The organism is Streptomyces mobaraensis (assembly GCF_020099395.1).
In the GTDB taxonomy this organism is placed as follows: Bacteria; Actinomycetota; Actinomycetes; order Streptomycetales; family Streptomycetaceae; genus Streptomyces.
In genome coordinates this window covers 561,260-575,974 of the sequence record NZ_CP083590.1, presented here as the reverse complement: position 1 = coordinate 575,974, position 14,715 = coordinate 561,260, and the positions used below count along the sequence as shown (strand labels likewise).

The window sequence follows — 14,715 nt, the reverse complement described above, 5'->3', positions numbered from 1 at the left end:
GCGGAACGCGCAGAGCCGTGCGGCGGCCCGGATCGTGCGTTCCTACGAGGACGGGCCGGAAGCAACGGTTCCGTCGGTCCAGCGCCGCCAGCCGGTGACGCAACCCGGCGGCTCGGCCGCGGGCGTCACGAAGTACGCCTCGCCGAGCGCGGTGCTGAAGTGCGCGCCCGCCCGCCCGTCGCCCGAGGAGCGCCCGGTGAGCCGGCGGCCTATCCACGGGCCCAGGTGCTCACGGGCGAAGCGGAGGTCGGAGCTCCGCCGGGTGGCCCAGCCGGGGCGGACCGCCGGCGGCAGGGGCTTCCGCCAGTCCGACTCGGGCGGCAGGCCGAGCGCCTGCCAGACCGCCTCGGCGACTCGTCGGTGCCCCTCGGCGTTCAGGTGCAGCCGGTCCTCGGCCCACAGCCGGGAGTCGCCCAGCACCTCGGCGCCGAACAGGTCGACGACCAGGGCGCCGTGCCGCTCGGCCAGCTCGTCGATGAAGCCGAACAGCCGCTCCATCCGGGGGCGGAACCGTTCCAGGACCGGGCCGCGGCGGCCCGGGCTGCGCATCAGCACCAGCTGCCGGCAGCCCGGCGCCAGCCGCTCCACGGTCTCGGCCAGCCGGGCGCAGACCAGGTCGACGTCGCACTTGGGCCGCAGCACGTCGTTGAGTCCGCCGACCAGCGTCACCAGGTCGGCGCCCAGCGCCGCGGCGGGCGCCGCCTGCTCGTCGGCGATCTGCCCGATGAGCTTGCCGCGCACCGCGAGGTTCGCGTACCGGAAGCCGGGGGTCCGGGCGGCGAGGCGGGTGGCCAGCAGGTCGGCCCAGCCGCGGTAGGAGCCGTCCGGCAGCAGGTCGGACATGCCCTCGGTGAAGGAGTCGCCGACCGCGACGAAGCTGGTGAACACGGGGGCGTCGGCGGGCTGGGCCGGCCCGGTGTGCTCGGGGTTCTCGGGGTGCGTGGCATTCATCGGCATGGCGCGGCGATCCTACTCCCGTCGCTCGCCGCGCCCCTTCGGTCCCTCCTGTCTCACACCTCGCTCACACCCGGCTCACACCTTCCGCCCCACCAGCTGCCGGAGCACGTCCTCCAGCGTGACCATCCCGGCCAGCCGGTCGTCGGTGCCGAGCACCGCCGCGAGGTGGGCGCCGGTGCCGCTCATCGCGGTGATGACGTCGTCCAGCGGGGTGTCGGCCCGCACCTGGGCGATGGTGCGTATCCGGCGCAGCGGGAACGGGACGTCGCGGGGCGTCGCGTCCAGGGCGTCCTTGACGTGCAGGTAGCCCAGGATCCGGCCGTGGTCGTCGATCACCGGGAAGCGGGAGTAACCCGACCGGGCGGACAGCGCCTCCAGCTGCTCGGGGGTGACCCCGAAACGGGCCGCGACCACCCGTTCGACCGGCAGCACGACGTCGGCCACCGGGCGTTTGCCCAGCTCCAGGGCGTCCCGCAGCCGTGCCGTCGACCGCTCGTCCAGCAGTCCGGCCGCCCTGGCGTCCGCCACCATGCGGGCCAGCTGGTCGTCCGAGAAGACCGCCGCCACCTCGTCCTTGGGCTCCACCCGCAGCAGCTTCAGGGCGCCGTTGGCGAGCTGGTTGATGGCGAACACCACCGGGCGCAGCCCGCGCGAGAGGGCCACCAGCGGCGGGCCGAGGAACAGGGCGGTGCGCACCGGCTCGGCGAGCGCGATGTTCTTGGGCACCATCTCGCCGAAGAGCATGTGCAGATAGGTCGAGACGGCCAGGGCGATGGCGAACGACACCGCGTGGATGCCCCCGGGCGGCAGTCCGGCCGCGTGGAGGACGGGCTCCAGCAGGGTGGCGATGGCCGGTTCGGCGACCACACCGAGCACCAGGGTGCAGAGCGTGATGCCGAGCTGTGCCGCCGCCATCAGGGCCGAGATGTGCTCCAGGCCCCAGAGGACCCGGCGGGCCCGCCGGTCGCCCTGGTCGGCGTACGGCTCGACCTGGCTGCGGCGCACGGAGATCAGCGCGAACTCGGCGCCGACGAAGAAGGCGTTGGCGACCAGCGTCGCCAGCCCGATGAGCAGTTGCACGGCGGTCATCGGCCGGCCTCCCCCGGGCCGTCCGCCGCGTCGCCGTCGGCGTCCGCGTCGGGGCCGCGGTCGGGGGCCGTGAGCCGGACGCGGGCGGCGCGCCGGCCCGACGCGTCCGTCACCTCGATCCGCCAGCCGGCCACCTCCAGGGTGTCCCCGGCGGCCGGGATCCGGCCGAGGTCGGTGGCGATCAGGCCGGCCAGCGTCTCGTACGGGCCCTCGGGGAGCCGCAGGCCGATGGCGTCGAGCTGGTCGGTGCGGGTCGCGCCGTCGGCGTCGTACCGCTGCCGGCCCTCGGGGCCGGTGCCGACGGGGGCCAGGTCGGGGCGTTCGACGGGGTCGTGCTCGTCGCGGACCTCGCCCACGACCTCCTCGACGATGTCCTCCAGCGTGACCACGCCGGCCGTGCCGCCGTACTCGTCGATGACGACGGCCATGCTGCGCTTGGCCGAGAGCCGGTCCAGCAGCCGGTCGACGGTGAGGGACGCGGGGACGAGCAGCGGCTCGCGCAGCAGGGTGGTCACCGAACGCTGGGGGCGCTGGTCGGCGGGGACGGCGAGGACGTCCTTGATGTGGGCGACGCCGACGACGGAGTCGAGGCTGCCCCGGTAGACGGGGAAGCGGGAGAGGCCGGTGGCGCGGGTGGCGTTGGCCACGTCCTCGACGGTGGCCCGCTCGTCCAGCGCGGTGACCTGCACCCGGGGGGTCATCACGTTCTCCGCGGTCAGCTCCGCGAGGTTGAGGGTGCGGACGAACAGCTCGGCGGTGTCCGGCTCCAGCGCGCCCTCGCGGGCCGAGTGCCGGGCCAGGGCGGCCAGTTCGCGGGGGCCGCGCGCGGTGGCGAGCTCCTCGGCGGGCTCCACGCCCATCCGGTGCAGGACGCGGTTGGCGGAGTTGTTGAGGTGCCGGATCAGCGGCCGGAAGAAGGTGGAGAAGGCGCGCTGCGGCCCGGCCACGGTCCGGGCCACCGGCAGCGGCCGGGAGATCGCCCAGTTCTTGGGGATCAGCTCGCCGACGACCATGAGCACCACGGTCGACAGCACGGTTCCGAGCGCCAGCGCCACCGACGACGCCACGCCCCGGGACAGCCCGAGGGCCTGCACCGGGCCGGTCAGCAGGGTGGCCAGGGACGGCTTGGAGAGCATGCCGATGACCAGGCCGGTGACGGTGATGCCGAGCTGGGCGCCGGAGAGCTGGAAGGTGAGGCCGCGGACGGCCCGCAGCGCGCCCTGCGCGCGGCGGTCGCCGGACTCCGCGGCCCGCTCCAGCTCGCCGCGCTCCACCGTGGTGAGCGAGAACTCGGCGGCGACGAAGACGGCGCACGCGAGCGTCAGCACCAGGGTGAGCACCAGCAGGAGCACTTCGGTCATCGGGTCACCTCCGTCCCATGATCGGGCACGGGCCGGAGGGGCGCGCGATGTCGGACGCCGGGACTGCTGGGAGGTTCGCCCATGGGAGGACGCTCACACCTTTCGTTCGCACGGGAGGACGGTTCGCGGGGACTCACAGGGAGACGGATGCCCAGGGAACCATGACCACCCATGGTAAAGGAAAGGCAAAGCGGCGGTGGGGCGGCTCAGCCCAGCCGGGGCGGCGTCCACCTGGCGTGGCGCAGGACCGCCTGGACCGCCATACCGGACGGAGCCAGCCGGAACGCCGTGTTCCGAAGGGCGATCGCGAGCGGCCGGTCCAGCCGCGGACCCAAGCGCCCGGCCTGCCGGGCGGCGCGGGCGACGGCCTGGCTCCGGGGCCGCCGCTCGGCGTCGTAGCGGGCCAGCCCGGACGCGACCGACGGCTCGGCGGCCAGGGCGGCGGCCAGGGTGACCGCGTCCTCCAGCGCCTGGCAGGCACCCTGGCCCAGGAACGGGGTCATCGCGTGGGCGGCGTCGCCGAGGACGGCCACCCGGCCGGCGACGAACGACGGGAGCGGGGTCGCCAGCTCGTGGATGTCGTGGTGCAGGACGTCCTCGGGGCGGGTGGCGGCCAGCAGCTCCGGGATCGGGGCGTGCCAGCCGCCGAAGCGGCGGCGGAGGGCGACCAGCGGGTCGGCGGGGCGGAGCCCGAGTGGCGCGTTGAGGACCGCGTGCCACTCGGCCCGGCCGTCGGCGAACGCGATGTGACCGAACTCCGCGCCCCGCCCCCAGGTCAGTTCGAAGTCGGTGCGGAGGTCCAGCGGGCGCTCGGTGATCGCCCGCAGCACCGTCGAGCCGCTGTACGCGGGGCCCGGGTGGGAGGGGAACAGCGCGCGGCGCAGCCGGCTGCCGACGCCGTCGGCGGCCACGACCACGTCCGCCGTACGGACCTCGTCACCCCAGCGGACCCGGGCGCCGGACGGGTCCGACCGGTCTATCTCCGTCACCTCCGCCCCCGTCACCAGCGCCCCCGGCGGGAGCGCGGCGCGCAGGATCCCGTGCAGCGTGGACCGGGGGATGCCGACGATCGGCGTGCCCAGCTCCCGCTCCAGGGCCGCGCCGTCCATCCGGGCCAGCCAGCGGCCGTCGGGGGTGCGCGTCCCGCCCGTGTACTGGAAGCGGGACGCGGCGCGGAGCGCCTCACCGACGCCGAGTGCGTCGAGGGCGCGGACGCCGTTGGCCCCGAGGGAGATGCCCGCGCCCGCGTCGCCCAGGACGGGGGCGCGTTCGACGACCGTCACCTCCCAGCCGACCCGGCGCAGCCCCACGGCGGCCGCCAGGCCCCCGATGCCCCCACCGACGATCACCGCGCTGCTGCCCATGTCAGGCCCCTTCCCACGTCGCGCTCACACCGGATCTTCTACACCTGTAGAACATCCTTGTGCCGGGATCATAGGCCAGAGCCTCACCTGCGGTAGAAAGGGGGGCGTGGCCACCGCACGACGCATCCTCATCGCCGACGCCGCCCTCGACGTCCTGGCCGACGAGGGCATGCGCGGGCTCACCCACCGCGCCGTCGACCGGGCGGCGAACCTGCCGCCCGGCACCACCTCCGCGTACTTCCGCACCCGCCGGTCCCTGCTCGACGCCCTCGTCCGGCGGCTCGTCGACCTCGACCAGACCGAGCTGCGGACGCTCGGCGCGGCCTTCCCGGTGCCCAGGAACGCCGACGAACTGACCTCCGGCCTCGCCGCGTTCACCGCACTCCGCCTCACCGGCCCCGGCCGCCGGCGCACCCTGGCCCGCTACGCCTGCGCCGTCGAGAGCGTGCGCGACCCCGCGCTGCGGGAGGTCCTCGCCCCACGGGAGAACCCGGCCCGGGACGCCGTACGGGACTTCCTGGCGGCCCACGGCGTCCCGGACCCCGAGGAACGCACCGTCACCCTGCTCGCCTGCGTCGACGGCCTCGTCTTCGACCGCCTGGTGGCGGGCGGCGAGGTGCCGCGCGCACACGTCAGGGGCCTGGTGGAGGCGGCCCTGCGCGGACCCGGCGACGGCTGACGGCCGCTCAGTCCGCGCGGACCGCGACCCCCGTGACACACGAGGACGACGGCAGCCGCAACCCCGTCGCCGGCACCCGCACCCGCCGCGGGGAGCGGACGGCGAACCCCGCCGCGGCGAGAGCGCGCAGCGGATCCCGGCTCGTCCGGCAGCCGCCGAACAACCGGGGCCACAGGATGCGGTCGGCCACGCGCTGGACGGCGGCGAACGTCCGTTCCTCCGCGCGCCCGTGCTCGAAGAAACGGACCTCGGCGCCCGGACGCAGCACCCGCCGCAGCTCGCCGAGCGCCCTCGGCACGTCCCGCACCGAGCACAGCACCAGACAGACCACGGCCGCGTCGAACGCCTCGCTCTTCACCGGCAGCGCCTCCGCCGCCGCCGGGACGACGTCCACCGGCACCTCGGCCCGCACCGCCGCCTCCACCGCCGCCCGCCGCAGCCACTGCTCCGGCTCGACCGCCACCACCTCCGACACGGCGTCCGGGTAATACGGAAAGTTCAGCCCCGGGCCGGCCCCGATCTCGATCACCCGCCCGGCCAGCCCGGCCAGCAACTCCCGCCGGTGCGCCGCCATTCCGCTCCGCACCTCCAGCGCGGGGGCGGTCCGCGCGTAGAAACGCGCGAAGAGGGGGTGATGGACGGGGCCGGGGTCGCGCGGTGACCTGGAACGGTGAAGCGGCGGCATGGCACACCCCTTTCCGGGGACACGTCGGCTAACGCGATTGTTCCCCGTGCGGGGGGTGGTGAGCCCCGGTCCAGCCCTTTCGCCGTTTCTTGCGAGGGCCGGCCCCCCGCACGCCCGAAACCGCGCTCCGCGCGGTTGTCCTCAAACTCCCCCAGAGGGGGTGCCCCCAGACGGGCTGGAGTGGGCGCCCTATCAGCCCGTCCGGCGTTTGAGGACAAGGGGTCTGGGGCGCAGCCCCAGGAAACGGTGAGAGGGCGGGACCGGGGCACCCACCCCCAAGGTCACCCCAGCGCCGTCGGCGACCACGTCCCCGACAGCTCCGGCCCCAGCCAACCCCCCGCACCCGCGCGGAAATCGACCGGCGACAAGGCCCCCGCCCCGGCGGGCAGCGCGCCCACCAGAGGGGCACCCGCCGACTCCGGGAAGTCGGACAGATTGCACCGCATCGCCAGATCCGGCTCCGCCGGCCAGCTGCCGATGACGACGCCCGCACAGGCCAGCCCGCGCGAGCGCAGAGCCTCCGCCGTGAGCGCGGTGACGTTCAGCGTGCCGAGCCCCGCCGCCGCCACCACCAGGACGGGGGCCCCGAGCAGCCGCGCCGCGTCCGCGAGCGTGCCGCCCTCGTCGTCGAAACGGACGAGCAGGCCGCCCGCGCCCTCGACGAGGACCAGGTCGTGGTCGGCGGCGAGCTTCTCCGCCGCCGTGGCGACGTCCGCCGGGCGGACGGGGGGCAGGCCGGCGCGGCGGGCCGCCGTCCCGGGGGCCAACGGCTCGGGGTAGCGGGCCAGTTCGCGGCCGGTGACCGGGCCGGCGAGGCGGCGGACCTCGGCCACGTCGCCCGGTTCGTCCGCCGCGACGCCCGTCTGGGCGGGCTTGAGGACGGCCACCGAGCGGCCCTCCGCCAGGGCGACCGCGGCGATGGCCGCCGTCGTCATGGTCTTGCCGAGCTCGGTGCCCGTGCCCGAGACGATCAGTATGGTCATTTCCGTGTTCCTCCCGCCGTCGCCGCCGCGCGTACCGCGCGGCAGATCCGGGCCAGGTCCTCGTCGCCGGTGATGAACGGCGGCATCGTGTAGACGAGGTCGCCGAACGGCCGCAGCCAGACGCCCGCGCGTACCGCCGCCTCCGTCGCCGCCGCCATCCCCGCCGCGTCGAGCGGCGCGTCCAGCTGGACGACGCCGATGGCGCCCAGGACGCGGACGTCCCGTACCCCCGGCACCTCGGCGGCCTCGGCGAGGCCGTCCCGCAGGCCGGTCTCGATGCGTTTGACCTTCGCCTGCCAGTCCTGGCCGAGCAGCAGGTCGACCGACGCGCAGGCGACGGCCGCCGCCAGCGGGTTGCCCATGAACGTGGGGCCGTGCGCGAGCACCGGCACTTCGCCCCGCGAGATCCCGTCGGCCACCCGCGGGGTGCACAGCGCCGCCGCCATCGTCAGATAGCCGCCCGTCAGCGCCTTGCCCAGGCAGAGCACGTCGGGGGTGACGCCCGCGTGGTCCGCCGCGAACAGCGCGCCCGTGCGGCCGAAACCGGTGGCGATCTCGTCGAAGACCAGCAGCACGTCGTGCTCGTCGCAGAGCCGGCGCAGCAGCCGCAGGTAGGCGGGGGAGTGGAAGCGCATCCCGCCCGCGTTCTGCACCACCGGCTCGACGATCACCGCGGCCACCTCGTGCGCGTGCCGCTCCACCAGCTCCCGCAGGTGCGCCTCGTACGCCGGGTCGGGCTCGGCGTCGAAGCCGGGCGGCGGCGCGTCCGCGAACACCTGCTCCGGCAGGACGCCGGACCAGAGGCTGTGCATCCCGCCGTCCGGGTCGCAGACGGACATCGGCGTCCAGGTGTCGCCGTGGTAGCCGCCGCGCCAGGTGAGCAGCCGCCGCTTCTCCGGCCGGCCGGACGAACGCCAGTACTGGAGGCACATCTTGACGGCCACCTCGACCGACACCGAACCCGAGTCGGCGAGGAAGACGTGCTCCAGGCCCTCCGGTGTGATCTCCACCAGCCGGGCGGCCAGCCGGACGGCGGGCTCGTGGGTGAGCCCGCCGAACATCACATGGCTCATCCGGTCCAGCTGCGCCCGCGCGGCCTCGTTGAGCACCGGGTGGTTGTAGCCGTGCAGCGCCGACCACCAGGACGACATGCCGTCCACCAGCTCGGACGTGCCGTGCGCCGGTTCCGCCAGCCGCAGCCGGACGCCCGACGCCGACGCGACGACCAGCGGGTCGCGGCGGCCGGGCATCGGGGCGTACGGGTGCCAGACGTGCTGCCGGTCCAGTTCCAGGAGGCGGCGCGGAGTGAGGGATTCCGTCCCGGGGCGGGGGAGCGGTTCAGGCATTGGGCGGCAGGTCCGTTCCCGCACCCCGGCGGCGTACCGCGACCAGGTCCGTACGGGCCGCGCCCGGCTCGTCGGCGGCGGAAGCGGCCGGCTCGGCCGGCTCGGAGGCCTCCGAGGTCCCGGCACGCTCCCCGTCCCCGCACGGCCCGCAGCTTCCGCCACCGCAGCCCTCCGACCGCACCCGGTGCGCGGGCAGCGTCGTCGTGTCCATGCCCTCCACCTCGAAGCCCGCGTCCGCGATCATGTCGAGGTCGGCCTTGCCCTCCTGGCCCTCACTCGTCAGGTAGTCGCCCAGGAAGATGGAGTTGACCAGGTGCAGGGCCAGCGGCTGGAGGCTGCGCAGGTGGATCTCGCGGCCGCCGGCCAGCCGCACTTCCGCGTCCGGGTGGACGAAACGCACCATCGCCAGGATGCGCAGTGCCCGTTGCGGCGTGAGGTTCCACTGCTCGGCCAGCGGGGTTCCCTCGAACGGGATGAGGAAGTTGACCGGCACCGAGTCCACGTCCATCGCGCGCAGCGCGAACACGACGTCCACCAGGTCCTCGTCGCGCTCGCCCATGCCCGCGATCAGCCCCGAGCAGGCCGACAGGCCGGCGCCCTGCGCCAGCCGCACGGTCTCCTCGCGGTCCGCGTAGGTGTGGGTGGTGGTGATGTCGCCGTAGGTGGACTCGGAGGTGTTGAGGTTGTGGTTGTAGGCGTTGACGCCCGCCGCGCGGAGCCGCTCCGCCTGGCCCTCGGAGAGCAGCCCGAGGCAGGCGCACACCTCGACCTGCTCGTTCTCCTCCTTGATCGCCTCGATGGTCCGGGAGACCCGGTCGATGTCCCGGTCCGTCGGACCGCGTCCGCTGGCCACCAGGCAGACGCGCTTGGCACCGCCCGCGACGCCCGCCGACGCCGCCTTCGACGCCTCCTCGGGCTTCAGCCAGGTGTACTTGAGGATCCCGGCCTCCGAGCCCAGCCGCTGGGAGCAGTACGAGCAGTCCTCGGGGCACAGCCCGGACTTCAGGTTGACGAGGTAGTTGAGCTTCACCCGCCGCCCGAACCACTTCCGGCGCACCCGGCCCGCCCCGGCCACCACGTCCAGCAACTCGTCGTCGGAGGTCGCCAGCACGGCCAGCGCCTCGTCACGGGTCGGCGACTCGCGCCGCAGCCCCTTCTCCACCAAGGTGTCGATCAGGTCCATGGCCAGTGATCCTGTCCCACCGGAGCGCTCCGGGCCAAGGTAGGGATCTCACAACACCGCGTCTCCAAGCTGGGTGGATCACGACATGCTGATCATGCGCGGAAAAGGCTAGTTTGAGGATCGGCCGTACTCGGCCCGGGTCATGGACTCCTTAAGGATTTATGTGAACCCCACAGAATCCCCGAGGAGTCCCCTACGGAATCCCCTGCAGGTTCTGCACAGATTCCCCTAGGCGGAACCCGGACCGGCGCGGTGCGCACACCCGTAGTAGACACCCCCAACCAGGGACCGCACAGGAGCCGGGACGGCCGATGCCCCACGACAGCGCCCACAGCCGCGACAGCGTCTTCGACTGGATCGACGAACAGCACCGGGCGCGCCGCGACGCGGGCCTCGTCCGTACCCTGCGCCCCCGTCCCGCCCGCCCCTCGGGCGACACCTCCACCACCGACCTCGCCGGCAACGACTACCTGGGCCTGTGCCGCCACCCGGGCGTCACCCGGGCCGCCGCCGCGGCGGCCCACCGCTGGGGCGCCGGCGCCACCGGCTCCCGTCTGGTCAGCGGCAGCACCGAGCTGCACGCCGAACTCGAACGGAACCTCGCCGAGTTCTGCGGCTTCGAGGCCGCGCTCGTCCTCTCCTCCGGGTACGCCGCCAACCTGGCCGCCGTCACCGCCCTCGCCGCGCCCCCGGACCCGGCGGGCACCCCGTCGCTGCTGGTCTCCGACGAGGGCAACCACGCCTCGCTGATCGACGGCTGCCGGCTCGCCCGCGCCCGCAAGGCCGTCGTCCCGCACGCCGACCCGGCCGCCGTCCGCAAGGCCCTGACCGCCCACCCGGGCCGGGCCCTGGTCGTCACCGACTCCGTGTTCTCCGTCGACGGCGACGCCGCGCCGCTCGCCGGCCTGGCACGGGTGTGCCGGGAGCGCGGCGCGGGGCTGCTGGTGGACGACGCGCACGGGCTCGGCGTCCTGGGGGAGGGGGGGCCGCGGCGCGCCGTACGCCGCCGGGCTCGCCGGAGCCGTGGACGTGGTGGCCACCGTCACCCTCTCCAAGTCGCTGGGCGCCCAGGGCGGCGCGGTGCTCGGCCCCGCGCGCGTCATCACCCACCTCGTCAACACCGCCCGCACCTTCGTCTTCGACACCGGGCTCGCGCCCGCCGCCGCGGGGGCGGCCCTGGCGGCCCTGGACGTACTGCGCCGGGAACCGGACCGGGTGACCCGGGTCCGCGCGGTGGCCGGCGGGCTGCACCGGCGGCTGACGGACGCCGGGTTCACCACCGTGCGCCCCGACGCGGCCGTCGTCTCGGTCCGCGCCCCCACGCCCGAGGCGGCCGTACGCTGGCAGGCCGCCTGCCGGGCGGAGGGGCTCGCGGTGGGCTGCTTCCGCCCGCCCTCCGTGCCGGACGGCGTCTCCCGGCTGCGGCTGACCGCCCACGCCGACCTCTCGGACCGCGAGGTCGAACGGGCGGTCGCGACGATCGTCCGGACCGCCCCGGCGGCGGCCCGCGGCCTCCGGCCGGAGCGGGGGCTTTGACGGACCCCAACGGGACTTCAATGGGACCTCAGCGGGACCTAACGGGCCCTCAATGGGAGGGGCATGGGAGAGACGGGCCGTAGCGCACCGCACCCGTCGGCGCGCGCAGCAGTGTGACGAACGGCCTCCAGGCGGCGGCCCCGACCACCATCCACGGTCCCGCCGGCCGCTTGGAGTCGCGCACGGCGAGGCCGCCGCCGGCCAGGACGGCGGCCTCGACGCAGTTGTTCATCCCGGTGCTGTGACTGCTGCGCCGCCACTCGGCCGCACGCAGAACCGGACGAGAAGGTACGTACCGCGATGGTGCGGACATGGCGCCTCCCTGCGCGTCCTCGTGTGGTCGGGCACCCCGTGGGTCCGGGGCGGATCACCGCGTGCGGTCGCGGCCCGCCGCGACCTCGGCGATGTACTCCAGGGACTCTTCGTGCGAGAGGGCGTGCGCCCGGAGCGTGGTGAACGCGGCGCCGTACGCCCTGAGGTCTTCTTTCCGTTCCAGGTAGAGGCTACTCGTCAAATGGTCGAGAACCACCACGTCCAGATCGGCGATGCGCGGAAAGGAGAAGATAACGAAAGGCCCGGTGATACCGATGTGGTTGCCCCGGGTGAACGGGAGGACGTGCAGCCGCACATGAGGCAGGAGACCCGTCTCCAGCAAGTGCCCCAACTGCCCCGCCATCACCTCGGGACCGCCCACCTCGTGCCGCAGCACCGCCTCGTCCAGGATCGCGCACAGCTCCAGTGGCCGGGCCCGGCGCAGCACCGACTGCCGTGCCATGCGCACCCGGACGAGCTCCTCGACCTGCCGCTCGGGCGGGTCGCCCAGCGCGGCCCGGGTCACCGCCCGGGCGTACGCCGGGGTCTGGAGCAGGCCGGGCACCACGGTGGTCTCCAGGGTGCGCGAGCGCGAGGCCTCCGACTCCAGGCTGATGAAGTCCAGGTAGGCGGAGGGCAGCAGATCGCGGTACGCGTACCACCAGCCGCGCCGCGACCCGGAACCGCCGTCGCCCGGGCCCGTGGAGTCCGCGCCGCACAAGGCCCCGAGCAGGGCCCGGAGTTCGGGGTCCGAGACGCGGTAGGCGTCCAGCAGCCGGGTGACGTCGGCGGGCTTGGCGCCGCTGCTACCGGTCTCGATGCGGCTCACCTTCGACTGGTGCCAGCCGACCGCGTCCGCGGCCTGCCGACTGGTCATTCCGGTCAGTTCGCGCTGGCGGCGCAGTTCGGCACCGAGTTTGCGGCGGCGTACCGCCGGTCCATACCGCAACGGCCGTCCCTCCCCTCGTGTGTCGTACGGGCGGGTGTGCCGTACGTCCTCGCCTGCGTATCCCTGAGTCGGCGCGTGCCCCTGGGGCGGCGCGTGCCCCTGGGGCGGCGCGTGCCCCTGGGGCGGCGCGTGCCCCTGGGGCGGCGCGTGCCCCTGAGGCCGTGCTTACCTCTGAGCCGGCGCGTACCCATGGGGACTCCGCGTCCCTCTGAGTCAATAGACCATCGATCCGCTCACATACGGTCCGCCGTCGCAGAGTTCACCGCTTCGAGCGACAGATATATGCACATCTCGGTGGATCACACCCATCACGGGCGTTATCAGTGGCACTCTGACGTGAAGAGCCGCCCGTGGGCCTCTCCCGACCGGTCCTGTCACCCCGCGTGTCCGCACGCACCGGCCCAGGGAGCCCGCCCTGGTGGGACCGGGTGGAACCGGACGTAACTGGACGGAACCGGATGGAACCCGGCGGAAAGGTCAGTGACATGGCAGATCTCCAGGAAGCGTCCGTCACTCTGCCGAGCGCCCCCGCCTCGGTGTCCACGGCCCGCCGCTATGTCGCGTCCGTCCTGGCGGGATGGGGTCTGCCGGACGGCACGGAGACCGCCGAGGCGGTGCGGCTGATCGTCTCCGAGCTGGCCACCAACGCCGTGCAGCACACCCGCGGCCAGTCCCCCACCTTCACCGTGGATGTGCTGCTCGAACGGGACGAGGAGCTGCGTATCGGGGTCACCGACAGTCATCCCCGTCACCCTCGCCGGCTGCCCGCCGCGGTCCAGCAGGACAACGGGCGCGGGTTGGTGATCGTCCGCTGGCTCGCCGCCGAGCGCGGCGGCCGGTTCTGCGTCACGCCGACCGCCGAGGGCGGCAAGACGGTGTGGATCCGCCTTCCGTGGACCGTGCCGGTACGGTGAGGGCCGCGGACGGCCGCGGCAGGGGCGAGGGTCCCTCGCCCGGCCGACGGCCTCGGGTCGCTCGGCTTATGAAGCGCGGCGCAGGTCGCCCGCCTCAGGTCACCCGGCCGTACCAGACGCTGTTCGTCCAGATCCGCTCCAGGCGGACGACGGAACCGGTCTTGGGGGCGTGCCACATCTTGCCGCCCCCGGCGTATATCCCGACGTGGTAGACGCCCCGCCCGGAGTGGAAGAAGACCAGGTCGCCCTCTTCACGGGCGGACCGGGGGATGTGGCGGGTGCGGTTGTACTGGGCCGCGGCGGTGCGGGGCAGCTGCTTGCCGGCCCGCTTGAAGGAGTAGAGGGTCAGCCCCGAGCAGTCGAAGCGGTACGGGCCCGTGGCGCCCCACTGGTAGGGCGAGCCCTGCTTGGATGCGGCGATCTGCAGTGCCCTGACCGAGACGGATGCCGCCTCCGCCTTGGAGGTGCCGCCCGGCGTCAGGAACGAGACGCCGACGGCGGCGAGGGTCAGGGCCGATGCGGCCTTGGCTTTGGACAGCCTTGCGGGACGTTTGTGCGCGCCCATGCGCATACCCTTCGTCAGCCGCCTGTGAAGGATTGCCTGTCGGGTTCGGGCAGGCGAAGAATGCCCGGCCGCCTGGGCGGCTTCACCCCAAGGGGCGGCTCCGGGGAGCCGTCCCGCCGTGCTCGGGTCCTCCATCCCTGCCGATGCACTCCTCGTCGACCCGCCCCGGCGGCGGCAGGGTTCGGCGTCCGCCGGGACCGCCCCGCCGTGTGGCGGGGGCTTGTCGTCCCGAGGATCTTGACGCAGTCGCGGCCGGCTTTCCGAGCGGAACCCCGGTTATGTGAGCCTCGTCACCTGTGGGCAATTCAGGTGGACGCAGGGCGGTTTGACCCTCATGGGAAGGCCGTGCTGAGGCCGCCACCTGCGCCGGTTACGGATCACTCAAGCGCGGAGTGCGCGCGCCGCTGAGAGTGATCACCGCACCCCGTCTACGAACGCGTCCGCTGTCTGGAGGAATCCTGTTGAAAAGCGTTTCCGCTTCTCAACTCGCGGATGGCGGCGGCAACATCACCCGGCGCGCACGGCGCTCTCCGTCGAGGGCGCGCAACGCGCGTGCCATTGTCCCCGTGTACACCTCCCGTTCACCGCGTTCGAACATGACCGTGAGGGCGTCCCGCAGTCCCGTGCTCGCGACCACCAGAGCCTGCGCGGCTCGTAGCCCTCCGTACGTGCCCTGTACCCGGGCGGGGTTGATCCTGCCGAGGAGATCCAGTACTTCGAGGTACCGGTCCACCACCTCGCCCTCGGCGCGGGTCAGGGCGGGCAGCGGCGGCCACTCGGGCCAGATGCCGC

Annotated in this window: 14 protein-coding genes and 1 pseudogene; 3 read left to right on the top strand and 12 right to left on the bottom strand. The window is 74.1% G+C overall.

Annotated elements, in window-relative coordinates:
* Positions 1–42: 42 nt before the first annotated feature.
* From K7I03_RS02230 to K7I03_RS02215, 4 genes are all read right to left on the bottom strand, one after another.
* A complete protein-coding gene (locus K7I03_RS02230; RefSeq protein WP_185942957.1) occupies positions 43–957 on the bottom strand; it encodes an SGNH/GDSL hydrolase family protein in 915 nt (304 codons plus the stop codon).
* 75 nt (positions 958–1,032) lie between these two features.
* Positions 1,033–2,046, bottom strand: a complete 1,014-nt coding sequence (locus tag K7I03_RS02225) for a hemolysin family protein (protein ID WP_185942958.1) — start codon at positions 2,044–2,046, stop codon at positions 1,033–1,035.
* Complete coding sequence (locus K7I03_RS02220) at positions 2,043–3,407, bottom strand: hemolysin family protein (RefSeq protein WP_185942959.1); 1,365 nt, start codon at positions 3,405–3,407, stop codon at positions 2,043–2,045. The genes K7I03_RS02225 and K7I03_RS02220 overlap by 4 nt, the downstream gene beginning before the upstream one ends.
* A gap of 206 nt (positions 3,408–3,613) precedes the next feature.
* The gene (locus K7I03_RS02215; RefSeq protein ID WP_185942960.1) at positions 3,614–4,771 is read right to left on the bottom strand and encodes an FAD-dependent monooxygenase; all 1,158 of its coding nucleotides are present in this window, start codon (positions 4,769–4,771) and stop codon (positions 3,614–3,616) included.
* A gap of 106 nt (positions 4,772–4,877) precedes the next feature.
* On the opposite strand from K7I03_RS02215, the gene K7I03_RS02210 reads away from it, so the two are divergent.
* Entirely contained in the window at positions 4,878–5,450 is a 573-nt protein-coding gene (locus K7I03_RS02210; RefSeq protein ID WP_185942961.1) for a TetR/AcrR family transcriptional regulator, read from the top strand.
* Positions 5,451–5,457: 7 nt separating this feature from the next.
* Here K7I03_RS02210 and K7I03_RS02205 read toward each other — a convergent pair whose 3' ends face one another.
* From K7I03_RS02205 to bioB, 4 genes are all read right to left on the bottom strand, one after another.
* Positions 5,458–6,135 (bottom strand): class I SAM-dependent methyltransferase, encoded by a 678-nt coding sequence (locus K7I03_RS02205; protein ID WP_185942962.1) that lies wholly within the window; start codon positions 6,133–6,135, stop codon positions 5,458–5,460.
* 281 nt (positions 6,136–6,416) lie between these two features.
* Positions 6,417–7,118, bottom strand: coding sequence for a dethiobiotin synthase (gene bioD / locus K7I03_RS02200; RefSeq protein WP_185942963.1), 702 nt, complete (start codon positions 7,116–7,118; stop codon positions 6,417–6,419).
* Positions 7,115–8,464, bottom strand: a complete 1,350-nt coding sequence (locus K7I03_RS02195) for an adenosylmethionine--8-amino-7-oxononanoate transaminase (RefSeq protein ID WP_185942964.1) — start codon at positions 8,462–8,464, stop codon at positions 7,115–7,117. Before K7I03_RS02195 ends, bioD begins: the two co-directional genes overlap by 4 nt.
* On the bottom strand, positions 8,457–9,647 hold the full coding sequence (gene bioB, locus K7I03_RS02190; RefSeq protein ID WP_185942965.1) for a biotin synthase BioB: 1,191 nt from the start codon (positions 9,645–9,647) through the stop codon (positions 8,457–8,459). Before bioB ends, K7I03_RS02195 begins: the two co-directional genes overlap by 8 nt.
* 311 nt (positions 9,648–9,958) lie before the next feature.
* Here bioB and K7I03_RS02185 point away from each other — a divergent pair.
* Positions 9,959–11,183 (top strand): annotated as a pseudogene (locus K7I03_RS02185) (8-amino-7-oxononanoate synthase).
* A 49-nt stretch (positions 11,184–11,232) separates the two neighbouring features.
* Here K7I03_RS02185 and K7I03_RS02180 read toward each other — a convergent pair.
* Both K7I03_RS02180 and K7I03_RS02175 read right to left on the bottom strand, forming a co-directional pair.
* Positions 11,233–11,496, bottom strand: coding sequence for a DUF397 domain-containing protein (locus K7I03_RS02180; RefSeq protein ID WP_185942967.1), 264 nt, complete (start codon positions 11,494–11,496; stop codon positions 11,233–11,235).
* A 54-nt stretch (positions 11,497–11,550) separates the two neighbouring features.
* Complete coding sequence (locus K7I03_RS02175) at positions 11,551–12,444, bottom strand: helix-turn-helix domain-containing protein (protein ID WP_185942968.1); 894 nt, start codon at positions 12,442–12,444, stop codon at positions 11,551–11,553.
* 485 nt (positions 12,445–12,929) lie between these two features.
* Between K7I03_RS02175 and K7I03_RS02170 the strand changes: the two genes are divergently transcribed.
* Positions 12,930–13,358 (top strand): ATP-binding protein, encoded by a 429-nt coding sequence (locus K7I03_RS02170; protein ID WP_185942969.1) that lies wholly within the window; start codon positions 12,930–12,932, stop codon positions 13,356–13,358.
* Between the two features lie 94 nt (positions 13,359–13,452).
* On the opposite strand, the gene K7I03_RS02165 is transcribed toward K7I03_RS02170, so the two are convergent.
* On the bottom strand, positions 13,453–13,923 hold the full coding sequence (locus K7I03_RS02165) for a C40 family peptidase (protein ID WP_185942970.1): 471 nt from the start codon (positions 13,921–13,923) through the stop codon (positions 13,453–13,455).
* Positions 13,924–14,404: 481 nt separating this feature from the next.
* On the bottom strand, positions 14,405–14,710 hold the full coding sequence (locus K7I03_RS02160; RefSeq protein ID WP_185942992.1) for a hypothetical protein: 306 nt from the start codon (positions 14,708–14,710) through the stop codon (positions 14,405–14,407).
* Between the last annotated feature and the right edge of the window lie 5 nt (positions 14,711–14,715).